This is a genomic window from Pseudomonas triticifolii (assembly GCF_014358015.1).
GTDB classification, from domain to species: domain Bacteria; phylum Pseudomonadota; class Gammaproteobacteria; order Pseudomonadales; family Pseudomonadaceae; genus Aquipseudomonas; species Aquipseudomonas triticifolii.
Genome location: NZ_JACONV010000012.1, coordinates 1 through 22,322, shown reverse-complemented (window position 1 = coordinate 22,322; position 22,322 = coordinate 1). Strand labels below are relative to the sequence as shown.

The 22,322-nt window shown below is 57.8% G+C and carries 17 protein-coding genes and 3 tRNA genes; 5 read left to right on the top strand and 15 right to left on the bottom strand.

What is annotated here, in order from left to right; genetic code table 11:
* Nucleotide 1: 1 nt before the first annotated feature.
* From H8S56_RS16085 to fabI, 3 genes are read left to right on the top strand one after another with little or no spacing between them, the layout of a single operon-like run.
* Nucleotides 2–1,021 carry an ABC transporter permease gene (locus H8S56_RS16085; RefSeq protein ID WP_024694813.1) on the top strand — a complete coding sequence of 340 codons (1,020 nt, stop codon included), beginning with the start codon at nt 2–4 and terminating at the stop codon, nt 1,019–1,021.
* Nucleotide 1,022: 1 nt separating this feature from the next.
* Entirely contained in the window at nt 1,023–2,633 is a 1,611-nt protein-coding gene (locus tag H8S56_RS16080; RefSeq protein ID WP_187519172.1) for an ABC transporter ATP-binding protein, read from the top strand.
* A gap of 18 nt (nt 2,634–2,651) precedes the next feature.
* Nucleotides 2,652–3,446: an enoyl-ACP reductase FabI gene (gene fabI / locus H8S56_RS16075; RefSeq protein ID WP_024687900.1), complete on the top strand. Its 795-nt coding sequence runs from the start codon at nt 2,652–2,654 to the stop codon at nt 3,444–3,446.
* A 132-nt stretch (nt 3,447–3,578) separates the two neighbouring features.
* Here fabI and H8S56_RS16070 read toward each other — a convergent pair whose 3' ends face one another.
* From H8S56_RS16070 to H8S56_RS16030, 9 genes are all read right to left on the bottom strand, one after another.
* On the bottom strand, nt 3,579–5,462 hold the full coding sequence (locus tag H8S56_RS16070) for a SurA N-terminal domain-containing protein (RefSeq protein ID WP_187519171.1): 1,884 nt from the start codon (nt 5,460–5,462) through the stop codon (nt 3,579–3,581).
* A gap of 204 nt (nt 5,463–5,666) precedes the next feature.
* Entirely contained in the window at nt 5,667–5,939 is a 273-nt protein-coding gene (locus tag H8S56_RS16065; RefSeq protein WP_024687898.1) for an HU family DNA-binding protein, read from the bottom strand.
* A gap of 145 nt (nt 5,940–6,084) precedes the next feature.
* Complete coding sequence (gene lon / locus H8S56_RS16060) at nt 6,085–8,481, bottom strand: endopeptidase La (RefSeq protein WP_024694812.1); 2,397 nt, start codon at nt 8,479–8,481, stop codon at nt 6,085–6,087.
* A gap of 206 nt (nt 8,482–8,687) precedes the next feature.
* Nucleotides 8,688–9,971 (bottom strand): ATP-dependent Clp protease ATP-binding subunit ClpX, encoded by a 1,284-nt coding sequence (clpX, locus tag H8S56_RS16055; RefSeq protein WP_024687896.1) that lies wholly within the window; start codon nt 9,969–9,971, stop codon nt 8,688–8,690.
* A 106-nt stretch (nt 9,972–10,077) separates the two neighbouring features.
* Nucleotides 10,078–10,719 carry an ATP-dependent Clp endopeptidase proteolytic subunit ClpP gene (gene clpP, locus H8S56_RS16050; protein ID WP_002552734.1) on the bottom strand — a complete coding sequence of 214 codons (642 nt, stop codon included), beginning with the start codon at nt 10,717–10,719 and terminating at the stop codon, nt 10,078–10,080.
* Between the two features lie 91 nt (nt 10,720–10,810).
* Complete coding sequence (gene tig, locus H8S56_RS16045; RefSeq protein WP_024687895.1) at nt 10,811–12,121, bottom strand: trigger factor; 1,311 nt, start codon at nt 12,119–12,121, stop codon at nt 10,811–10,813.
* A 373-nt stretch (nt 12,122–12,494) separates the two neighbouring features.
* Nucleotides 12,495–12,579, bottom strand: a tRNA-Leu gene (locus H8S56_RS16040).
* Between the two features lie 56 nt (nt 12,580–12,635).
* Nucleotides 12,636–12,711, bottom strand: a tRNA-His gene (locus tag H8S56_RS16035).
* Nucleotides 12,712–12,764: 53 nt separating this feature from the next.
* Nucleotides 12,765–12,841, bottom strand: a tRNA-Arg gene (locus H8S56_RS16030).
* Nucleotides 12,842–13,136: 295 nt separating this feature from the next.
* Between H8S56_RS16030 and folD the strand changes: the two genes are divergently transcribed.
* Nucleotides 13,137–13,994, top strand: coding sequence for a bifunctional methylenetetrahydrofolate dehydrogenase/methenyltetrahydrofolate cyclohydrolase FolD (gene folD, locus H8S56_RS16025; protein ID WP_024694811.1), 858 nt, complete (start codon nt 13,137–13,139; stop codon nt 13,992–13,994).
* Nucleotides 13,995–14,055: 61 nt separating this feature from the next.
* On the opposite strand, the gene H8S56_RS16020 is transcribed toward folD, so the two are convergent.
* From H8S56_RS16020 to H8S56_RS15995, 6 genes are all read right to left on the bottom strand, one after another.
* Entirely contained in the window at nt 14,056–15,828 is a 1,773-nt protein-coding gene (locus H8S56_RS16020; protein ID WP_187519170.1) for an ABC transporter substrate-binding protein, read from the bottom strand.
* Between the two features lie 86 nt (nt 15,829–15,914).
* A complete protein-coding gene (locus H8S56_RS16015; RefSeq protein ID WP_024687892.1) occupies nt 15,915–16,187 on the bottom strand; it encodes a DUF2160 domain-containing protein in 273 nt (90 codons plus the stop codon).
* A gap of 11 nt (nt 16,188–16,198) precedes the next feature.
* The gene (locus H8S56_RS16010; RefSeq protein ID WP_024687891.1) at nt 16,199–16,999 is read right to left on the bottom strand and encodes a carbohydrate ABC transporter permease; all 801 of its coding nucleotides are present in this window, start codon (nt 16,997–16,999) and stop codon (nt 16,199–16,201) included.
* A gap of 9 nt (nt 17,000–17,008) precedes the next feature.
* A complete protein-coding gene (locus tag H8S56_RS16005; RefSeq protein WP_073164558.1) occupies nt 17,009–17,872 on the bottom strand; it encodes a carbohydrate ABC transporter permease in 864 nt (287 codons plus the stop codon).
* Nucleotides 17,869–18,978, bottom strand: a complete 1,110-nt coding sequence (locus H8S56_RS16000; protein ID WP_187519169.1) for an ABC transporter ATP-binding protein — start codon at nt 18,976–18,978, stop codon at nt 17,869–17,871. Before H8S56_RS16000 ends, H8S56_RS16005 begins: the two co-directional genes overlap by 4 nt.
* Nucleotides 18,978–20,072, bottom strand: coding sequence for an ABC transporter ATP-binding protein (locus H8S56_RS15995; RefSeq protein ID WP_187519168.1), 1,095 nt, complete (start codon nt 20,070–20,072; stop codon nt 18,978–18,980). The genes H8S56_RS16000 and H8S56_RS15995 overlap by 1 nt, the downstream gene beginning before the upstream one ends.
* A gap of 295 nt (nt 20,073–20,367) precedes the next feature.
* On the opposite strand from H8S56_RS15995, the gene H8S56_RS15990 reads away from it, so the two are divergent.
* Nucleotides 20,368–22,221: a sigma-54-dependent Fis family transcriptional regulator gene (locus tag H8S56_RS15990; protein WP_187519167.1), complete on the top strand. Its 1,854-nt coding sequence runs from the start codon at nt 20,368–20,370 to the stop codon at nt 22,219–22,221.
* Nucleotides 22,222–22,322: the final 101 nt, after the last annotated feature.

Sequence of the window (22,322 nt, the reverse complement as noted above, 5' to 3'; positions counted from 1 at the left end):
TATGAAGCTGTCTCCTCTCAATCGCCGGCGCTTCGAACGTTTCAAGGCCAACAAGCGCGGCTGGTGGTCACTGTGGCTATTTCTGCTGCTGTTCGGCCTGAGTCTGGGCGCCGAGCTCATCGCCAATGACAAACCGCTGGCTGTGCGTTACGACGGACAGTGGTACTTCCCGGTGTTCGAGCGCTACCCGGAAACCACGTTCGGCGGTGAATTCCCGCTGGAAGCCAATTACAAGAGCCCGTACATCAAGGAACTGCTGGCTGCCAAAGATGGCTGGACCTTGTGGGCACCGATCCCCTTCAGCTACCAGAGCATCAATTACGACCTGAAAGTCCCGGCACCTGCTCCGCCCTCGCGAGAGAACCTTCTGGGCACGGACGATCAGGGCCGCGATGTGCTCGCGCGGGTGATTTACGGCTTCAGGATCTCGGTGCTGTTCGCCTTGACCCTGACAATCCTCAGCTCGATCATTGGCGTGGTAGCCGGTGCGCTGCAGGGTTTCTATGGCGGCTGGGTCGATTTGCTGGGACAGCGGTTTCTGGAAGTCTGGTCGGGGCTTCCGGTGCTGTACCTGCTGATCATTCTGGCCAGCTTCGTACAGCCTAACTTCTGGTGGCTGCTGGGCATCATGCTGCTGTTTTCCTGGATGAGCCTGGTGGACGTGGTGCGCGCCGAGTTTCTGCGTGGCCGCAACCTGGAGTACGTACGTGCGGCCCGGGCGCTGGGCATGGAGAACGGCGCAATCATGTTCCGTCACATCCTGCCCAACGCCATGGTGTCGACCATGACGTTCATGCCGTTCATTCTCACCGGCGCGATTGGCACCCTGACCGCGCTGGATTTCCTCGGCTTTGGCCTGCCCGCCGGGTCGCCCTCGCTGGGCGAGCTGGTGGCGCAGGGCAAATCCAACCTGCAGGCACCCTGGCTGGGCATCAGCGCCTTTGCAGTGCTGGCCCTGATGTTGAGCCTGCTGGTGTTTATCGGCGAGTCCGCCCGCGATGCTTTCGACCCAAGGAAATAAGATGAACACTGACAATCTGATCGAAATCCGCGATCTGGCGGTCGAGTTCGTGACGGGCGACTCGCGTCAACGGGTGGTCGAGAACATCAGCTTCGATATCCGCCGAGGCGAAACCCTGGCCCTGGTCGGGGAAAGCGGCTCAGGCAAATCCGTCACGGCGCACTCGATACTGCGCCTGCTGCCCTACCCTATCGCCAGCCACCCCAGCGGTACCATCCGCTATGCGGGCGACGACCTGCTGAAGGTCGAAGAAAAAAAGCTGCGCGCGATCCGTGGCAACCGCATCGCCATGATCTTTCAAGAGCCGATGACCTCGCTGAACCCGCTGCATTCGGTGGAAAAGCAGATCAACGAAGTCCTCGGCCTGCACAAGGGGCTGACCGGCAAGGCGGCCACTGAGCGCACGCTGGAGCTGCTGGAACTCGTTGGCATACCTGAGCCGCGCAAACGCCTCAAGGCGCTGCCACATGAGCTGTCAGGCGGCCAGCGCCAGCGGGTGATGATCGCCATGGCCCTGGCCAATGAGCCGGAGCTGTTGATCGCCGATGAGCCCACCACTGCGCTCGACGTAACCGTGCAGTTGAAAATTCTCGAACTGCTCAAACATTTACAGGCGCGCCTGGGCATGGCGCTGCTGTTAATCAGCCACGATTTGAACGTTGTTCGGCAAATAGCCAATCGAGTATGTGTCATGCAGCGCGGTTGCATCGTCGAACAGGCATCGTGCGAAGAACTGTTCCGCTCGCCGCAGCATCCGTACACCAAAGTTTTGCTCAGCGCCGAGCCCAGCGGCGGTCCTTCGACCAACCCCGCTGGCGCTCCGCTGCTTGAAGTCGAAGACCTGAAAGTCTGGTTTCCGATCAAGAAAGGCCTGCTCAAGCGCACCGTCGATTACGTCAAGGCAGTCGACGGTATCCGCTTCAGCCTGCCAGAAGGGCAAACGCTGGGGATCGTGGGCGAAAGTGGATCGGGTAAGTCGACGCTGGGGCTGGCGATTCTTCGGTTGATCGCAAGCCAGGGCACCATACGCTTCAAGGGCAACGCGCTAGACTCCCTGTCGCAGCAGCAGATACGTCCGCTGCGCCGACAGATGCAGGTGGTGTTCCAGGACCCGTTTGGCAGCCTGAGCCCGCGAATGTCGGTGAGTGATATCGTTGGCGAAGGCCTGCGCATTCATCAGATGGGGACGGCTGCCGAGCAGGAAGCGGCGATCATCGAAGCGCTCAGAGAGGTAGGTCTGGATCCGGAAACCCGGCACCGCTACCCCCACGAGTTCTCCGGTGGTCAACGCCAGAGGATCGCCATTGCGAGGGCACTGGTGCTCAAACCGGCGCTGATTCTGCTCGACGAGCCGACTTCGGCGCTCGATCGGACAGTGCAGCGCCAGGTGGTCGAACTGCTTCGCTCGCTGCAAACCAAGTACAACCTGACGTATTTGTTCATCAGCCATGACCTGGCTGTCGTCAAAGCGCTGAGCCACCAGTTGATGGTGGTCAAGCAAGGCCAAGTGGTCGAACAGGGTGCGGCGCAGGCTGTTTTTGCCGCACCGCAACATCCTTATACACAGCAGCTTCTGGAAGCCGCCTTTTTGGCACCAGTCGCTGTCGATTAACCTGAAGAGGAACAACACATGGGTTTTCTCGCCGGTAAGCGCGTCCTGATCGTCGGTGTCGCCAGTAAACTGTCCATCGCATCCGGCATCGCTGCCGCCATGCATCGTGAAGGTGCAGAGCTTGCTTTCACCTACCAGAACGACAAACTCAAGGGTCGTGTCGAAGAGTTCGCCGCAGGCTGGGGCTCGGGCCCTGAACTGTGCTTCCCTTGCGACGTGGCCAGCGACGAAGAGATCAACAAGGTCTTCGAAGAACTGAGCAAGAAGTGGGACGGCCTGGACGTGATCGTTCACTCGGTCGGCTTCGCGCCGGGCGACCAGCTCGATGGCGACTTCACCGAAGCCACCACCCGTGAAGGCTTCCGCATTGCCCACGACATCAGCGCCTACAGCTTCGTGGCCCTGGCCAAGGCTGGCCGCGAAATGATGAAAGGCCGTAATGGCAGCCTGCTGACCCTCTCGTACCTGGGCGCCGAGCGCACCATGCCGAACTACAACGTGATGGGCATGGCCAAGGCCAGCCTTGAGGCCGGCGTGCGTTATCTGGCAGGCAGCCTCGGTCCTGAAGGCACGCGCGTCAACGCCGTATCGGCAGGTCCGATCCGCACCCTGGCAGCCTCGGGCATCAAGAACTTCCGCAAGATGCTGGCCGCCAACGAAGCGCAGACCCCACTGCGTCGTAACGTGACCATCGACGAAGTCGGCAACGCAGGCGCGTTCCTGTGCTCCGATCTGGCCTCGGGCATCAGCGGTGAGATCATGTACGTCGACGGCGGCTTCAACACCACCGCGATGGGCAACATCGAAGAGTGATACGGCCAGTGCCGCTCATCGCGAGCGGTACTTTCCGGGAGACAAAAAAGAAGGCCGCTCAGTGAGCGGCCTTCTTTTTGGCGCCTGCAAAGACCAGGTCATTTCCGACCGGGCCTTCGCATTCAGCCGGGCTTAGAACTTCTCGATCTTCGCCTTGTTTTCCAGCTCAGCACGGAACGCTGCGAAATCCTGCTGACCGGCACGCGATGACAGGAAGCGGCGGTATTGCGCCTTTTCCGCATCAGTCGGTGCAGCCGCCTGATTCACACCATTGAGACGCACGATCACAAAGCTGCCATCGGCTGCTGTCTGGCTGGTGTATTCCGGCTTGTCCTTGCCTGTTGGCTTGGGCATGCGGAACAGCGCTTGCAGAACGGCAGGATCGACACCTTCCTGACTGCGAGTGACAGCTTCCATCACTTTCCACTCATGGCCGTCCTGCTTGGCCGCCAGTGGAATCTTGCCATCACGCAGACCTGCCAGCAAAGCTTCGCCACGGGCCTTGGCTGCGGCGCTCGCATGCTCCTTCACCAGTTGCGCACGAATCGCACCGGCAACACTCTCAAGCGGCAGCTGTTGTGGCTTCAAGTGCTCTTTTGCACGCACAACCACGACGGTTTCCGGGTCCAGTTCCAGCGTGTTGCTGTTGGAACCCTCTTCCAGCACTTCCGGGCTGAACGCCGCCTGGATAACCGCACGGTTGGCCGTCAGGCCTTCACCACCTTCACGGCCGAACGGCGCTGTAGTCTGAACCTTGAGGCCCAGATCCTGAGCCGGTTGCGCCAGGTCAGACGATTCGAACGCCGAATCTTCCAGTTGCTTGGTCACTTCAACGAACTTCTGCTCGACCTGCTGCGACTTGAGATCGCTGGTCAGCTTGTCCTTGAGGCTGGCAAACGTCGGAATCGACGGCGCTTCCACACCCAGCAGCTTGATAAGGTGCCAGCCGAAGTCGGTGCGAACAGGTTGCGAAACCTGGTCCTTGTTCAGGCCGTAGAGCGCATCTTCGAACGCAGGGTCGTAAACACCCTTGCCTGCGTAACCCAGATCACCACCCTTGCTAGACGAACCCGGGTCCTGCGAGAACTCCTTGGCCAGAGCGGCAAAGTCCTCACCCTTGGCCAGACGCTGTTGAATCTCTTCAATCTTCGCCTTGGCCTGTTCATCGCTGAGCTTGTCGTTCACTTCGATCAGAATGTGCGCAGCGCGACGCTGCTCGGACAGGTTGGCGATCTCTTTCTGGTAGGCCGCCTGCAAGTCCTCGTCCTTGACCTTCACCTTGTCGAAGAAGGCAGACTTCTTCAACTCGATGTAATCCAGCACCACCTGCTCAGGACTCATGAACTCCTTGGCGTGCTCGTCATAGTGCGCCTTGACCTCATCGTCGGTGACTTTCACCGAAGACGTGTCAGCCGGCAGCGTCAACGACGCGAAATCGCGGGTCTGTTTTTCCAGGCTGGCGAACGCCTCGACCTGAGCATCGGTCACGAAAGCACTGCCTGCGACACCGGCACGAACCTGGCCGATAAGCATTTCCTGGCCCAGCATCTGGCGGAACTGCATACGGCTGTAGCCCAACTGACGGATCACCTGATCGAAGCGGTCTGCACTGAATTTGCCATCCACCTGAAACTCAGGCGTCTGCAACAGTTGCTGGTCCAGCGCTGCATCGGAAAAGGAGAACTTCGAATCCGCTGCGCCCTGCAGCAGCAGCTTGCGGTCAATCAGCCCTTTGAGAGCCGACTCACGCAGCAGCTTTTCGTCGAGCATGGCAGGATCAAAATCCTTGCCCAACTGCTGGGAGAGCTGCTGAGCCAACTGACGGCGTTGCATGTCCACGGCCTGGCTCAACTCGTTCTGTGAGATGTCCTCACCGTTGACTTCGGCAGCGTTCTGCTTGTTGCTGGTAGCGGTAAACAGCGCCTCGATGCCGGTGAAAGCCATCAGAGCGATGATGATTCCGATGATTGTCTTGGCAATCCAGCCCTGTGAATTGTCCCTGATGTTCTGCAGCATTGCGTCCCCCAAAACGGTTGAACTGACTAACCAACCGCGGAGCGTGGGTAGAAAGCGGATAGAAGAAAGGCGCATCCGAGGATGCGCCTTCTCGTAACTGACGGAGCGGAAGGGCTCGAACCCTTCGGCGTTGCAACCGATTGCACCACCGCTCCGCATCTGGACCGAATGAATCCGACCCAGCGGGCAAAGGCTTGAGGAGGCTTAGTTGACAGCTTCTTTCAGGGCTTTACCGGCTTTGAAACCTGGTTTTTTAGCAGCAGCGATTTCCAGTGTCTCGCCAGTCTGAGGATTACGACCGGTGCGCGCAGGACGATCTGTAACGGAGAACGTACCAAAGCCAACCAAAACAACCGAGTCGCCAGCCTTCAGAGCGCCAGTGACGGATTCGATCACTGCGTCCAGCGCACGGCCAGCAGCAGCTTTCGGGATATCAGCAGATGCAGCGATAGCATCAATCAGTTCCGACTTGTTCACTCTAAGTCCCCTTATCTCTATATTGAGTATGTTTCTAAGTTTTAGGTGTTAAGCAAAACGAGCGCTGGGAGGCCTGCCGGACTTGCTTTAAAGAGCCGCTTTATAACAAGGGCTCTAAAAAGCTGTCAAGGAAGCCTGCTCAGTCTTAATGCGTGCTAATTCTTTCCTTAGAGTCAGACTCGCGTTTCTCATCCTTGGCGACCAGATCAGGAGCCACATCCGGCAAGGGCTCCGGCGCGTATTGCAGCGCAATTTGCAGGACTTCGTCAATCCATTTAACGGGCTTTATCTGAAGATCCTGCTTGATATTGTCAGGAATTTCCTTCAAATCGCGTACGTTTTCTTCAGGAATGATGACTGTCTTGATTCCGCCACGATGAGCTGCCAGAAGTTTTTCCTTCAGACCACCAATCGCCAGTACCTGACCACGCAAGGTGATCTCGCCGGTCATCGCCACATCAGCCCGCACAGGAATCTGGGTCAGAGCCGACACGAGCGCCGTGCACATGCCTACGCCAGCGCTCGGACCATCTTTCGGCGTAGCGCCTTCAGGCATGTGGATGTGCGTGTCATGCTTCTCATGGAAGTCAGCAGAAATACCCAGGCTGCGGGCCCGGCTGCGAACCACGGTCTGTGCTGCTGTGATGGACTCGACCATGACGTCGCCCAGCGAACCGGTCTTGATCAACTGGCCCTTGCCCGGTACGACGGCGGCTTCGATGGTCAGCAATTCGCCGCCCACCTGAGTCCACGCAAGCCCCGTGACCTGCCCGATCTGGTCCTGCTGCTCGGCCAGACCATAACGGAATTTACGCACGCCCAGGAAGTGCTCGAGCATTTCAGCAGTCACATGGACAGCGAAACGTTTTTCCAGCGCATGCTCTTTGACCGCCTTGCGGCAGACCTTGGCAATCTGGCGCTCGAGCCCGCGCACGCCCGCTTCACGGGTGTAATAACGAATGATGTCGCGGATCGCATCGACGTCGAACTCGATTTCGCCCTTCTTCAGACCGTTGGCCTGAATCTGCTTGGGTGAAAGGTATTTGACGGCAATGTTGATCTTCTCGTCTTCGGTGTAGCCCGGCAGGCGAATGACTTCCATCCGGTCCAGCAGGGCTGGCGGAATGTTCATCGAGTTCGACGTGCACAGGAACATCACATCGGACAGGTCGTAGTCGACCTCGAGGTAGTGATCGTTGAAATTGTGGTTCTGCTCGGGGTCCAGAACCTCGAGCAATGCCGAGGCCGGATCGCCACGCATGTCGCTGCCCATCTTGTCGATTTCATCGAGCAGGAACAGCGGGTTGCGCACACCCACCTTCGTCATCTTTTGTATCAATCTTCCTGGCATCGAACCGATGTAAGTCCGGCGATGGCCACGAATTTCAGCCTCGTCGCGTACACCACCCAAGGCCATACGCACGAATTTGCGATTGGTCGCATTGGCAATCGACTCGGCCAGCGAGGTTTTACCCACACCAGGCGGACCTACCAGGCACAGCACAGGACCGCGGATCTTTTTCACGCGTTTCTGCACAGCAAGGTACTCAAGGATGCGCTCCTTCACCTCATCCAGGCCGTAGTGGTCGGCGTCCAGAATGGCTTCAGCACGCGCCAGGTCCAGACGTACCTTGCTCTGCGCTTTCCATGGCACCTGAACCAGCCAGTCGATGTAGGAACGCACCACAGTGGCTTCAGCCGACATCGGCGACATCTGCTTGAGTTTGTTCAACTCCGCAGTCGCCTTGGCCAGCGCATCCTTGGGCAGACCCGCAGCATCGATGCGCTTCTTCAGCTCTTCGATTTCATTATGGCCTTCGTCGCCATCACCCAGCTCTTTCTGAATGGCCTTCATCTGCTCATTCAGGTAGTACTCGCGCTGGCTGCGCTCCATTTGTTTCTTGACGCGACCGCGAATGCGCTTCTCAACCTGCAACAGGTCGATCTCACCGTCCAGCAAGGCAAGCACATGCTCTACACGAGCGGACAGGTCGATAATCTCGAGGATCTCCTGCTTCTGCTCGATCTTGAGCGCCATGTGCGCTGCCATGGTGTCTACCAGGCGGCCAGGCTCATCGATGCTGTTGAGCGAAGAGAGGACCTCTGCAGGGACTTTCTTGCCCAACTGCACATATTGCTCGAACTGAGCCAGGAGACTGCGCACGAACACTTCAGACTCGCGATCAGGCGCATCCACTTCATCAATCAGCGCAACCTCGGCGCGGTAATGACCCTCAGCCTCGATGAAACGCTCGACCGATCCGCGCTGCTCGCCTTCGACCAGTACCTTGACGGTACCATCAGGCAGTTTCAGCAGCTGCAATACGGTTGCAATGGTGCCGACGTTATAAAGAGCCTGCTCATCAGGATCGTCGTCAGCGGGATTTCTTTGCGCGAGCAACAGGATTTGCTTGTCACCCGTCATCGCCGCCTCAAGGGCTTCGATAGACTTCTCGCGCCCCACGAACAGCGGGATAACCATGTGCGGATAAACCACGACATCACGCAATGGCAAAAGAGGCAATTCGATGGTGGTCTTCATGATTTCGCCTCTACAGCGGCCAAACGGCCGGGACAGATGGAATTAGCTTGAAGCCAAGATGGGGGTAGTACTCGAAAAAAACAAGCCCCGAGGGTTGCACAGCCGACCTGCTTCACATCATCTACAGAACGAACGAGCAGGGCAAAAATGCAAAAGGGGACCCTGAGGGCCCCCTTCCGTGTCTTTCTACGCGATCACACGAGGTGTTACGCGTCTGGAGCTACCTTGGCAGGCGGCTCGCTGTTCTCGTAGATCAACAATGGCTTGGACGAGCCATCGATCACGCTTTCGTCGATCACCACCTTGCTCACGTCGCTCTGCGACGGAATTTCGTACATGGTGTCGAGCAGCACGCCTTCAAGAATGGAGCGCAGGCCACGGGCACCGGTCTTGCGCTCCAGCGCGCGACGGGCAACCGATTTCAACGCATCGGTACGGAACTCAAGATCCACACCTTCCATTTCGAACAGCTTGGCATACTGCTTGGTCAGCGCGTTCTTCGGCTCGGTAAGGATCTGCATCAAAGCAGCCTCGTCCAGCTCGTCAAGCGTCGCCAGAACCGGCAGACGGCCCACGAACTCCGGGATCAGACCGAACTTGACGAGATCGTCAGGCTCGACTTCACGCAGGGATTCGCCAACCTTCTTGCCCTCTTCCTTGCTGCGAACTTCGGCGTTGAAGCCGATGCCGCCGCGAGTGGAGCGGTTCTGAATGACCTTTTCCAGGCCCGAGAAGGCGCCACCGCAGATAAACAGGATGTTGCGCGTATCCACCTGCAGGAATTCCTGCTGTGGGTGCTTGCGGCCACCCTGAGGCGGAACGGAAGCCACAGTGCCCTCGATCAGCTTCAGAAGGGCCTGCTGCACGCCCTCACCGGAAACGTCACGCGTAATCGAAGGGTTGTCGGATTTGCGCGAAATCTTGTCGATTTCATCGATATAGACAATGCCCATCTGGGCCTTCTCTACGTCGTAATCGCATTTCTGCAACAGCTTCTGGATAATGTTTTCCACGTCCTCACCCACATAACCGGCTTCGGTCAGGGTGGTGGCGTCGGCGATGGTAAACGGCACATTGAGCAGGCGGGCCAGTGTTTCGGCCAGCAGCGTCTTGCCGGAGCCCGTAGGGCCGATCAGCAGGATGTTGCTCTTGCCAAGCTCAACGTCGTCATTTTTCTTGTCGCGCTGGTTCAGCCGCTTGTAGTGGTTGTAGACCGCTACTGCGAGAACCTTTTTGGCACGTTCCTGACCAATCACATACTGATCAAGGATGCCGCTGATTTCTTTAGGCGAAGGCAATTTATGCGCGCTGCTTTCGGCCTGTGCTTCCTGCACCTCCTCGCGGATGATGTCGTTGCACAGGTCGACGCACTCGTCGCAGATAAAGACCGAGGGGCCGGCAATCAATTTGCGCACTTCATGCTGGCTTTTGCCACAGAAGGAGCAATAGAGCAGTTTGCCGTTGTCCTCGCCGTTGCGGGTGTCAGTCATTCGATCGATCCAATCCGGTAGGCTTGCAACACAAGATGAAGGCTATTGCGGGCTTTTTCAAGTCCGCAGGCGGTCGGTTGCACCGACCCCCTACATTTTGAGCTGCTTAGGCAGGCATTTGACGCTTGTTGATCACCGAGTCGATCAGGCCATATTCAGCCGCACGCTCTGCGCTCATGAAATTGTCACGTTCGGTGTCGCGCTCGATGGTTTCGAGGCTCTGGCCGGTGTGATGCGCCAGCAACGAGTTCAGACGGTGACGAATATGCAGGATTTCCTTGGCATGGATGTCGATATCCGACGCCTGCCCCTGGAAACCGCCCAATGGCTGGTGAATCATCATGCGCGAGTTCGGCAGGCAGTGACGCTTGCCCTCGGCACCGCCAGCCAGCAGGAACGCGCCCATGCTGCAGGCCTGACCGATGCAGATGGTCGACACGTCCGGCTTGATGAACTGCATGGTGTCGTAGATCGACATGCCCGCAGTCACCGAACCGCCAGGTGAGTTGATGTAGAGATGGATATCCTTGTCCGGGTTTTCCGCTTCAAGGAAGAGCAGTTGCGCCGCGATAAGGTTGGCCATGTAGTCCTCTACCGGACCAACCATAAAGATCACTCGCTCCTTGAGAAGGCGCGAATAGATGTCATAGGCACGCTCGCCACGGGCGGACTGCTCGATAACCATCGGGACCAGGCCGCCAGCGGCCTGGATGTCAGAGTTCTGCTGAATATAAGAATTGCGGGACATGTCCTGCATTCACTCCCAAATAGTCGAGTCTTGAATACGCACAAGCCAGCGCGAAGGCTGGCTTGTGGGTGTTTTCGAACGAAAAGAGAAATCAGTCGGCTTTTGGAGCTTCCACCGGCTTGACAGCTTCTTCGTAGGAGACCGATTTGTCGGTCACGCTAGCTTTCTGCAAAACAGTATCTACAACTTGCTCTTCAAGCACAACAGAACGTACTTCGTTCATCTGCTGCTCGTTCTTGTAGTACCAGGCCACAACCTGCTCAGGCTCCTGATAAGCCGACGCCATTTCCTGGATCAGGTCACGGACGCGAGCGTCGTCAGGCTTGAGGTCGAACTGCTTGACGACTTCAGCAACGATCAGACCCAGCTCTACGCGGCGCTTGGCCTGCTCTTCGAACAGCTCTGCAGGCAGCTGATCCGGCTTGATGTTGCCGCCGAATTGCTGAACGGCCTGCACACGCAGACGGTTGACTTCGTTTTCCAGCAGCGCTTTAGGCACTTCGATCGGGTTGGCAGCCAGCAGACCGTCCATGACCTGATTCTTCACCTTGGACTTGATGGCCTGACGCAGCTCGCGCTCCATGTTCTTGCGAACTTCGGCGCGGAAACCGTCGATACCGGTTTCCTTGATGCCGAACTGCTTGAAGAACTCTTCGTTCAGCTCAGGCAGTTTTGGCTCGGAAACGCCGTTGACCTTCACGGTGAACTCGGCTGCCTTGCCGGCCAGCTCCAGGTTCTGATAGTCCTCAGGGAAGGTCACGTTCAGAACGCGCTCTTCGCCAGCCTTGGCGCCAACCAGGCCGTCTTCAAAGCCAGGAATCATGCGGCCGGAACCCAGAACCAGCTGAGTACCGCTGGCAGAACCGCCGGCGAATGCTTCGCCGTCGACCTTGCCCACGAAATCGATGTTCAGCTGGTCTTCGTTCTGAGCGGCACGATCGGCCTCTTCGAAACGAACGTTCTGCTTGCGCAGCACTTCCAGCATGTTGTCCAGATCGCTATCAGCCACATCGGCAGACAGACGCTCTACAGCGATGGTATCGAAACCGGCAACGGTGAATTCCGGGAAGACTTCGAAAGTCGCCACGTATTCCAGATCCTTGCCTTTTTCGAAGGATTTTGGCTCTACAGCAGGTGCGCCAGCCGGGTTGAGCTTCTGCTCAACGACAGCTTCGTAGAAAGTAGCCTGAATCAGATCGCCCAGCGCTTCCTGACGCGCGCCGTCTTCGTAACGCTGACGGATCACGCTCATAGGCACCTTGCCAGGGCGGAAGCCCGGGATCTTGGCTTTACGTGCGGTCTGTTGCAGACGCTTGTTGACTTCGGTCTCGATGCGTTCGGCAGGCACGCCGATGGTCATGCGGCGCTCAAGAGCGGAAGTATTTTCAACAGAAACTTGCATGGATATTCCTCGTTGCACAGACGTTAGCCGGCCGTTTCCGACCCCAGAATCAAGGGCATGCATTCTAGTGGGTCAAACTCAAGAAGTCACCCTACTGAAAAAGGGCAGATTAAGAGGAAGGAACCGGACCCCTGCCGAACGCGGACAACAAGCGCCTCGCGCCGCCAGCGATGCGTCTGGCACGGCCTCTATATAAGGAAGCATCCATACCCGACCACTGCCGACTCCTTCCACGTAGCACACCCCACTCGACCGACGGCAGCAGCCTTCGGACCAGCGAAGCGGTAAAACCAATACGTTGAAACAAAAAAAGCCGCACGAGGCGGCTTTTTCCTTATAGCCAAAAGTGTAATCACTCAGGCTATTTGTATCTTGGTGCGGACGGAGAGACTCGAACTCTCACACCTTTCGGCGCTGGAACCTAAATCCAGTGTGTCTACCAATTCCACCACATCCGCGCTTCAAGCTCTTAAAGCAAAGGCGCCAGACTATGAATCTGGCGCCTTTCTTAATATGGGGTGGACGAAGGGGATCGAACCCTCGACAACAGGAGTCACAATCCTGTGCTCTACCAACTGAGCTACGCCCACCATATTGCATGTGACCAGTACAACTTTACTTGCTGTGCCAAAGCTGCCTTGAATGGCGCACCCGGCAGGACTCGAACCTGCGACCATCCGCTTAGAAGGCGGATGCTCTATCCAGCTGAGCTACGGGCACTTATATAATCTGTATTCTTTGACGATCACAAATTAAAAGGCTTTCAATCACACCGAGCCGATTTGCAACTCTGCCTGACCTAATCAACCAGTGCTAGCTTAACCAGTGCTGGGCTCTGCCCGGCAAGTGCGACGAATCTTATAGACGGCCCCTGAGGTCGTCAACTCTTTTTTGAAAAAAATTCAGTTAGATAAAGGAGTTAGCGGAATATGCTGAGCAAGCGCCTTTGCCCTCGCGTCATGTCATGCGAGAATGCGCGCTCATTTTATTTCCTCTCGATGGTTAATCACGCGTCATGACTGCAAAACTAATCGACGGCAAAGCGATCGCCGCCAGCCTGCGCCAGCAGATCGCCAAACGTGTCGCCGAACGTAGCCAGCAAGGCCTGCGCACGCCGGGCCTCGCGGTGATTCTGGTGGGCAGCGACCCCGCCTCCCAGGTGTATGTTTCTCACAAGCGCAAGGACTGCGAGGAAGTCGGCTTTATCTCCCGGGCCTACGACCTGCCTGCGGACACCACTCAGGCTGCATTGACCGAACTGATCGACCGCCTTAATGAAGATGCCGCAGTCGACGGCATTCTTCTGCAATTGCCTTTGCCGGATCATCTCGACGCTTCGCTGTTGCTGGAGCGCATACGCCCCGACAAGGACGTGGACGGTTTCCACCCCTATAACGTAGGCCGCCTTGCCCAACGCATCCCGCTGCTGCGTCCCTGCACGCCAAAAGGGATCATGACCCTGCTGGAAAGCACCGGTGTGGACCTGTATGGAATGGATGCGGTGGTCGTGGGTGCGTCCAATATCGTCGGTCGTCCGATGGCCATGGAACTGCTGCTGGCCGGCTGCACGGTGACTGTCACCCATCGTTTCACCAAGGATCTGGCAGGCCACGTGGGCCGCGCCGATCTGGTGGTGGTTGCCGCTGGCAAGCCCGGCCTGGTGAAAGGCGAGTGGATCAAGCCCGGCGCCATCGTGATCGATGTCGGCATTAACCGTCAGGACGATGGCAAGCTGGTGGGTGACGTTGTCTATGACACCGCCCTGCCCCGCGCAGGCTGGATCACCCCGGTACCTGGCGGCGTCGGCCCCATGACTCGCGCCTGCCTGCTGGAGAACACCTTGTACGCAGCAGAGACGCTGCACGGCGAGTAAGGCCTGTCGGCAATCAACAAAAACGGCACCCGAGGGTGCCGTTTTTGCATGTCACTCAGGCTTATTTCTTGGCCGCTTCCCAGCTTTTCAGCAAGTCTGCGTAGGCAATGGTTTCGCCTTTTGGCTTTTCATTGGCCAGCTTGCGCTGTGGCGCAAGGAACTTGCCACCGCTGTTCTCGGCCTTGGAATACCACTCTTCAGCCGAGGTTTCCGGGTTCATCTTGGGTGCACAACCGCTGGCGTCCTGAACCTTGGAACGCTCGAGGCGCATCATGATCGCATCCTGATCTTTGGCCAGTCCGTCCAGGGCAGCCTGAGCGGTCTTTTCGCCAGTCACGGCTTCAGCCACATGACTCCACCACAACTGCGCCAGCTTCGGATAGTCAGGAACGTTGGTGCCGGTTGGCGACCACTGCACGCGGGCCGGGCTGCGATAGAACTCGACCAGACCGCCAAGCTTCGGCGCCAGCGCAGTCATTTCCTTGGAGTTTATGTCCGACTCACGAATCGGTGTCAGCCCCACGATGGTTTTCTTCAACGACACCGACTTGGACGTCACGAACTGCGCATAGAGCCAGGCGGCGTTACGCTTTTTCTCTTCAGTGGATTTGAGGAAGGTCCATGAACCCACGTCCTGATAGCCCAGCTTCATGCCCTCTTTCCAGTACGGACCTTTAGGCGAAGGCGCCATGCGCCATTTCGGCGTGCCATCGGCATTCATCACCGGCAGGCCGGGCTTGGTCATGTCGGCAGTGAAAGCGGTGTACCAGAAAATCTGCTGCGCAATCTCACCCTGCGCCGGAACAGGTCCCGACTCGGAGAAGGTCATGCCAGCCGCTTGAGGCGGTGCGTAGGCTTTCAGCCAGTCGATGTATTTCTGAGTGGCGAAGACGGCCGCAGGACCGTTGGTGTCGCCACCACGAGTGATACTGGAACCGACCGGATGGCAGGCCTCCACACGGATGCCCCACTCATCCACAGGCAAACCATTGGGCAGGCCCTTGTCGCCACTGCCTGCCATCGAGAACCAGGCATCGGTGAAGCGCCAGCCCAGCGAAGGATCTTTCTTGCCGTAATCCATATGGCCATAGACTTTCTTGCCGTCGATGTTTTTTACGTCCTCGCTGAAGAATTTGGCGATATCTTCATAGGCCGACCAGTTGACCGGCACGCCCAGCTCGTAACCGTACTTCTCCTTGAATTTCGCTTTCAGTTCAGGGCGCTCGAACCAATCTGCGCGGAACCAGTACAGGTTGGCAAATTGCTGGTCGGGCAACTGATACAGCTTGCCGTCTGGCGCAGTGGTGAAAGAGGTGCCGATGAAATCCTTCAGGTCCAGTGTAGGAGAAGTGACTTTCGCACCCTCGGGACTGGCCATCAGGTCGGTCAGCGACATCGCTTTACCGTAACGGAAGTGCGTACCGATCAGGTCCGAGTCGTTCACCCAGCCGTCATAGATGCTTTTGTCGGACTGCATGGCGGTCTGCAGCTTCTCGATAACGTCGCCTTCCTGAAGCAGGTCGTGAGTGACCTTGATCCCGGTGATCTCGGTAAACGCCTTGGCCAGGGTCTTGGACTCATATTCATGGGTCGTCAAGGTTTCGGAAACCACCTTGATGTCCATGCCGCGGAATGGTTCGGCAGCCTTGATGAACCACTCAAGTTCCTTCAACTGCTCGGCATCGGACAGCGTAGTCGGCTTGAACTCGCTGGCCGCCCATTTCTTGGCCGCTTCTTCGTACTGATCTGCCCAAGCTGAAACGCTCAACCCGCTGAGCATTACCATGGTCGCCAACGTCACGCTATGTCGTAGCTTGTTTTTCTTATTGAACATAGACACCTCCAGAGTTGCTTCTTATGTAGTCCCGCTTTTCGAATACCGCCAGCCGGATCGCTCGGGTATTTGCACCCAACCGACCGCTAACCCCAACGCATCACGACCAACAACCACACCAGCGATATCAGCGAGGCGATCCAGACACTCCAGTCCGTCAAGCCGATGACCAGCAGATGCAGGTATGCACTTCCCAGCAGCCCGATGAACAGACGATCACCACGGCTGGTAGCGATCGGCAGAAAGCCGCGCTGTTCGACGCCAGGGGAACGCAGTTCCCAGACTGTCATGCCGGCCAGCAGCAGTGCGATGCCACCGAAGAAGGACGCCGTCAACGGGGTCCAGGCCATCCAATCCATATCCCGACTCCTCAGACACGGCCAAGGGCAAAGCCCTTGACCACGTGATTGCGAACGAACCAGATCACCAGCATGCCAGGCAGAATAGTCAGAACTCCCGCCGCCGCCAGTACCCCCCAATCAATACCCGATGCCGACACCGTTCGCGTCATGACTGCCGCGATAGGCTTGGCATTAACAGAGGTCAGGGTACGTGCCAGCAACAGCTCGACCCAGGAAAACATGAAGCAGAAAAACGCAGTCACCCCGATGCCCGAGCCGATCAACGGGATGAAGATCTTCACAAAGAAACGCGGAAAACTGTAGCCATCAATGTAGGCCGTTTCGTCGATTTCCTTCGGAACGCCTGACATGAAGCCTTCCAGAATCCACACTGCGAGTGGCACGTTGAACAGGCAGTGCGCCAGCGCCACAGCAATGTGGGTGTCAAACAGACCGATCGACGAGTACAGCTGGAAAAATGGCAGCAGGAACACGGCGGGCGGCGCCATGCGGTTGGTGAGCAGCCAGAAGAACAGATGCTTGTCCCCCAGAAACCGGTAGCGCGAGAACGCGTAGGCTGCCGGCAAGGCCACGGCCAGGGAAATCACCATGTTCAGGCAGACGTAATACAGCGAGTTGATGTAGCCGCTGTACCAGCTCGGATCGGTAAAGATCACCTTGTAGTTGGCCAGGGTGAAATCATGTGGCCAGAGCGTCAGACCGCCGAGAATCTCGGTATTGCTCTTGAACGACATGTTCAACAGCCAGTAGATCGGCACCAGCAGAAACAGGATGTACAGCAACAACGGCACCATCTTGCGTGCGTTCATGGCCGTTCCTCAGTTCTTGTCGCTATGGGTCATGGCGGTATAGAACAGCCAGGACACAAGCAGGATGATCAGGAAATACACCAGCGAGAATGCTGCCGCCGGCCCCAGGTCGAACTGACCGATCGCCATTTGCGTCAGGGTCTGGCTCAGGAATGTGGTCGCGTTGCCCGGCCCGCCGCCCGTGAGCACGAAGGGCTCGGTGTAAATCATGAAGCTGTCCATGAAGCGCAGCATCACCGCGATCAGCAGCACACTCTTCATTTTCGGCAACTGGATATGGCGGAAGATTGCCCAGCCAGAGGCACGGTCGATACGCGCCGCCTGGTAGTACACATCCGGAATGGCACGCAACCCCGAGTAGCTCAACAGCGCCACCAGCGATGTCCAGTGCCACACATCCATCACCAGCACCGTGACCCAGGCGTCCATGGTATTGCCGGCATAGTTGTAACTGATGCCCATGGCGTTGAGGCTCCAGCCCAGCAGGCCGATATCGCCACGGCCGAAGATCTGCCAAATGGTGCCTACCACGTTCCAGGGAATCAGCAACGGAATGGTCATCAGGATCAGGCAGACCGTCGACCAGCGACCTTTGGTCGGCATGCAGAGCGCCACAGCGATGCCCAGCGGAATCTCGATCAACAGCACACACGCCGAGTAAATGAACTGGCGCAACAGCGAGTCATGCAGACGCGGATCCTGCAGGACCTGCCTGAACCAGTCGGCACCCACGAAGTAGCGGCTGGACTGGTCGAAGATATCCTGCACCGAATAGTTGACCACGGTCATCATCGGCACGATGGCGCTGAACGCCACCAGCAGGAACACCGGCAGCACCAGCCACCAGGCCTTGTTGTTCTGGACCTTGTTCATGGCATGTCTCGCTCAGGGGTGGGCTCAAGCAGGAAGTCATCGGCGTAGACCATCAGCCACTGCGCAGGAAAACTGATCCACGCCTGGCCCTGGGGCACCGGTTTGTCTTCGGGCATGCGCACCTTCAGCTTCTGCCCGGCCAGTGACAGCGTCAGGATCTTGTAGGTGCCCAGGTCTTCGACGTACACCACATCAGCACACATCGCCTCTTCGTAGGGCCCATCCCAGACATGGACGAACTCGGGACGAATACCGATCTTCAGGCTGCTGAACGAGGTCCGCGCGATCAGTTGCTGCAACAGGCTGGACAACGGCACATGAACGTCACCGAAACCGACGCCATCGCCTTGCGGCTTCACCTCAATGAGGTTCATGCCAGGGCTGCCGATGAAGTAGCCGACAAAGGTATGACGTGGCTTTTCGAACAGCTCGCGAGGCGTGCCGAACTGCACGATCTGACCGCCATACATCACTGCGATCTTGTCGGCAAAGGTCGACGCCTCAAGCTGATCGTGAGTGACGTAGACCATGGTGATATTGAACTGCTCGTGAATCTGCTTGAGCTTGCGACGCAGTTTCCACTTCAGGTGCGGGTCGATAACCGTCAGCGGCTCGTCGAACAGAATCGCCGAAACATCATCACGCACCAGGCCGCGACCCATGGACACCTTCTGCTTTTCATCGGCCGTCAGGTTGCGGGCCTTCTTTTTCAGCAGCAGTTGCAGGTCCAGTACATCGGCAATTTCATGGACCTTGGTGAGAATGCGCGCCTCGTCCATGCCCTGGTTGCGCAGAGGAAATGCCAGGTTATCGAACACCGTCATGGTGTCGTAGATCACCGGAAACTGAAAAACCTGGGCGATGTTGCGACGCTCGGGTGGCAGGTCGTTGACCACTTTGGAATCAAACAGGACCTGTCCCTGGGAAGGACTCAGCAGGCCGGAAATGATATTGAGCAGGGTCGACTTGCCGCAGCCCGAAGGCCCCAACAACGCATAAGCGCCGCCCTGCTCCCAGATATGGCTCATCTCACGAATGGCGTAATCGTCCGGTCCGGGGTTGGCACTGTAGCTGTGAGCCAGATTCTGCAAGCGTATCTCAGCCATCAGGCAACCCTCGACAGACGCAGGCCCGGCGCCTGGATAAGGCCGCCCTGCTGATCGAACACGAATAGTTTGTGGGTCGGGATGTACACCCGGATCGACGCATCAACGTCGTAGGCATGCACGCCCGGCAAGTGCAGCACCAGCGAAAACAACTCGTTGCGCACATGCAGAAAGGTTTCCGAGCCGCTGATCTCGGCCAGTTCCACCGTCACCGCCAGCTCCAGATCATCATCGTTGGATGGCACCAGGCTCAGATGGCTTGGCCGTACACCCAAGCGGTATTGGCCATCACCGATGGATCGCAGATCGGCATTGAGCGGGAAGTGCACGAAATTGGCAAAGCTCACCTCGTTGCCGTCGATACGCCCCTCCATGAGGTTGATCGGCGGTTCCGAAAACAGCTCGGCAGCCAGGACGGTCGCAGGTTTGTGGTAGACCTCAGGCGTCTTGCCGCTCTGCACCACCCGGCCTTCATGCAGGATGGTGGTCGTACCGCCCAGGGCCAGCGCCTCGTTCGGTTCAGTGGTGGCATAGATGGCGATGGTGTGGCGAGCAGCGAACAGCTCGCGCATTTCCTGACGCAGCTCCTCGCGCAACTTGTAGTCCAGGTTGACCAGCGGCTCGTCGAACAGAATCAGCTCCGCATCCTTGACCAGTGCCCTGGCCATCGCAGTGCGTTGCTGCTGACCGCCGGACAGCTCAAGCGGGTAGCGTTGCAGAAACTTCTCGATGCGCAGCATCTTCGCCGTGTCGTTGACGCGGCTGTGGATCATGTCTTTCGACATGCCCGCCTGACGCAGCGGTGAGGCGATGTTTTCGAATACCGTCATGCTCGGGTAGTTGATGAACTGCTGATACACCATAGAGACATTGCGCAAACGAACCGGCCGCTGCGTGACATCGACCCCATTCATCAGCACTCGCCCGCTGTCGGGTTTGTCCAGCCCGGCGATCAGGCGCATGAGACTGGTTTTGCCTGACAGGGTGCGCCCCAGCAGAACGTTGAAGGACCCCGGCTCAAAGCTCAGGGATGCGTCGTCGATCCATATTTGGCCATCGACTGCGCGACTGACGTGCTCCAGCGTGAGAGACATGGCGTGCCCTTTGTTGTTTTTTTAAGGGTAATGCGTGATGCAAGTGCAGAAAGCGACATTCGTGCCAGTTCTGTCACATCCTCGCCAAGGCCCGTTCCAGAGCGTTCGCCCGTATTAACTGGCCGAAAGCGGATTCGCAGCTGAACAAAAATGAACAGTAAACGCTGAACAACTGAACAAAATGAACGTTGACTTTGAACACATCTGAACGACACTGGAGGGACGTTGCACGCCAGGATGGACACGCGACGAGACCTGAAAATAAAAACAACACGTCATCCTTGCAGGCCTTGCCATGGCTCAATCCAGCACCTCGCTCGCTCACGACATCATCATTCGCGATTCATGGACACGTTGCCGGGACTTCGGTCTCAGCCATCAGACACGCCCATCATTCGGCCAGTTGCCCGGCTCAGAAGTCTCACAGTTGCTGGAGCGCCACAACGCGCTGGTGCAGACCACCCATCAGGAAGTGCTGCCGGTCTACGAGAACATTCTGAGCAACTCCAACTGCCTGATCCTGCTGGCCGACCCCCAGGGCCAATTGCTCAAGTCATGGGGCACTCAGCGGTTTGGCGACTCGTCGCATCAGGGTTTTCTGGCCGGGGCCAGTTGGAGCGAGCAAGGTACCGGCACCAATGCCATCGGCACGGCACTGGCCTGTGAACAGGCCATCCATATCGAACCTGACGAGCACTTTCTCAAAGCCAACCGTTTTATGACCGGCTCCGCTTCCCCGATTTTCGACGCTGACCGGCGCATCATTGCGGTCCTGGATGTGTCCAGCGACAGCTTCCTGCCGCCCTCGCACACCCTGGGCATGGTCAAAATGATGAGCCAGTCGGTGGAAAACCGGCTGATCCTCGACCAGTTTCGCGACACCCACTTTCAACTGATCTTCAATACCGGCCTCAATAACCTGGACAGCCAGTGGGCTGGCCTGCTGATTTTCGACGAAAGTGGCCAGATCCTCTGCGCCAATCGCCGTGCTGACAACCTGCTGGGTGTCAGGCTTTCGGGTGTGAGCATCGAGACACTGTTCAAATGCCCGATTCTGCAATTGCTCAGCGAAACCGAAGCCCGCCCGTTCGCCTTGCACGCGTTCGGCAACAACCGCTTTCAATGCCTGATCAAACGCCCCAGGCGCAAGCCGCTTCAACTGCATGCAGTGACGACCACGCCACCACCGGCTGCCCCTCGCAACCTCGACCTGCACGCCATCAGTTTGGGCGATGTTCGGGTCGAGAAAGCCGTGCTGCAGGCTCAGCGTCTGCTGGAAAAGGACATCCCGCTGCTGATCTACGGAGAAACCGGAGTTGGCAAGGAAGTGTTCGTCAAGGCGCTGCATCAGGCCAGCTCGCGGGCGAGTCAACCATTGATCGCTGTCAACTGCGCAGCGATTCCAGCCGATCTGGTTGAAGCCGAACTGTTCGGCTACACCAGAGGTGCGTTTACCGGCGCAAGCCAGAAAGGCAGCATCGGGCTGATACGCAAGGCCGACAAGGGCACGCTGTTTCTGGACGAAATTGGCGATATGCCGATGTCCGTACAAGCGCGTCTGCTAAGGGTCTTGCAGGAGCGTTGCGTCCAGCCGCTGGGCGGCGGCGAGTTGTATCCGGTGGACATCCGCCTGGTATCGGCAACCAACGTCACGCTGCGTGACCAGGTGCAGGCCGGGCATTTTCGTCAGGACCTGTATTACAGAATCAACGGTTTGAACATCGAGTTGCCGCCGCTGCGCGAGCGAACCGACAAACACGCGTTGGTCCAGCGCATTTGGGAGCGGCATCGGGACCCGCACCAGCGCGCGGGGTTTTCACGGGAAGTGCTTGAGCTGTTCGAGCATCACCCGTGGCCGGGCAACATTCGCCAGCTCAACAGCGTGATTCAGGTGGCGCTCGCGCTGGCTGACGATCAGCCGATTGGCACCGAGCATTTACCGGAGGATTTTTTTCTGGATGCGGGCATGAGTGAACGTTGCGATCGGCAGATGCCATCAAACCTGCAGGAGCCGTTGCAAGCCACTGATGACCTGAACGATCTGCTTCAGGCCGCCGGAGGAAATATCTCGCAACTGGCGAAGCGACTCGGGGTGAGTCGCAACACCTTGTACAAGCGCTTGCGGGAACAGCAGTGCGGTGAAAGCTGATCGCTTTCCCTATCGGTGTTACGCCTGGCTCGACACTGCTCGCGCTCAGCGTTATACCCAACTCTTGCTGCAACCTAAGGACGGTAGGAGGCGGCTTGCCG

Excerpts from the sequence above, each read along its gene's own strand:
- H8S56_RS16085 (WP_024694813.1), top strand. The coding sequence starts at position 2 with ATGAAGCTGTCTCCTCTCAATCGCCGGCGCTTCGAACGTTTCAAGGCC.
- H8S56_RS16080 (WP_187519172.1), top strand. The coding sequence starts at position 1,023 with ATGAACACTGACAATCTGATCGAAATCCGCGATCTGGCGGTCGAGTTC.
- fabI (WP_024687900.1), top strand. The coding sequence starts at position 2,652 with ATGGGTTTTCTCGCCGGTAAGCGCGTCCTGATCGTCGGTGTCGCCAGT.
- H8S56_RS16070 (WP_187519171.1), bottom strand. The coding sequence starts at position 5,462 with ATGCTGCAGAACATCAGGGACAATTCACAGGGCTGGATTGCCAAGACA.
- lon (WP_024694812.1), bottom strand. The coding sequence starts at position 8,481 with ATGAAGACCACCATCGAATTGCCTCTTTTGCCATTGCGTGATGTCGTG.
- clpX (WP_024687896.1), bottom strand. The coding sequence starts at position 9,971 with ATGACTGACACCCGCAACGGCGAGGACAACGGCAAACTGCTCTATTGC.
- clpP (WP_002552734.1), bottom strand. The coding sequence starts at position 10,719 with ATGTCCCGCAATTCTTATATTCAGCAGAACTCTGACATCCAGGCCGCT.
- tig (WP_024687895.1), bottom strand. The coding sequence starts at position 12,121 with ATGCAAGTTTCTGTTGAAAATACTTCCGCTCTTGAGCGCCGCATGACC.
- folD (WP_024694811.1), top strand. The coding sequence starts at position 13,137 with ATGACTGCAAAACTAATCGACGGCAAAGCGATCGCCGCCAGCCTGCGC.
- H8S56_RS16020 (WP_187519170.1), bottom strand. The coding sequence starts at position 15,828 with ATGTTCAATAAGAAAAACAAGCTACGACATAGCGTGACGTTGGCGACC.
- H8S56_RS16015 (WP_024687892.1), bottom strand. The coding sequence starts at position 16,187 with ATGGATTGGATGGCCTGGACCCCGTTGACGGCGTCCTTCTTCGGTGGC.
- H8S56_RS16010 (WP_024687891.1), bottom strand. The coding sequence starts at position 16,999 with ATGAACGCACGCAAGATGGTGCCGTTGTTGCTGTACATCCTGTTTCTG.
- H8S56_RS16005 (WP_073164558.1), bottom strand. The coding sequence starts at position 17,872 with ATGAACAAGGTCCAGAACAACAAGGCCTGGTGGCTGGTGCTGCCGGTG.
- H8S56_RS16000 (WP_187519169.1), bottom strand. The coding sequence starts at position 18,978 with ATGGCTGAGATACGCTTGCAGAATCTGGCTCACAGCTACAGTGCCAAC.
- H8S56_RS15995 (WP_187519168.1), bottom strand. The coding sequence starts at position 20,072 with ATGTCTCTCACGCTGGAGCACGTCAGTCGCGCAGTCGATGGCCAAATA.
- H8S56_RS15990 (WP_187519167.1), top strand. The coding sequence starts at position 20,368 with ATGGCTCAATCCAGCACCTCGCTCGCTCACGACATCATCATTCGCGAT.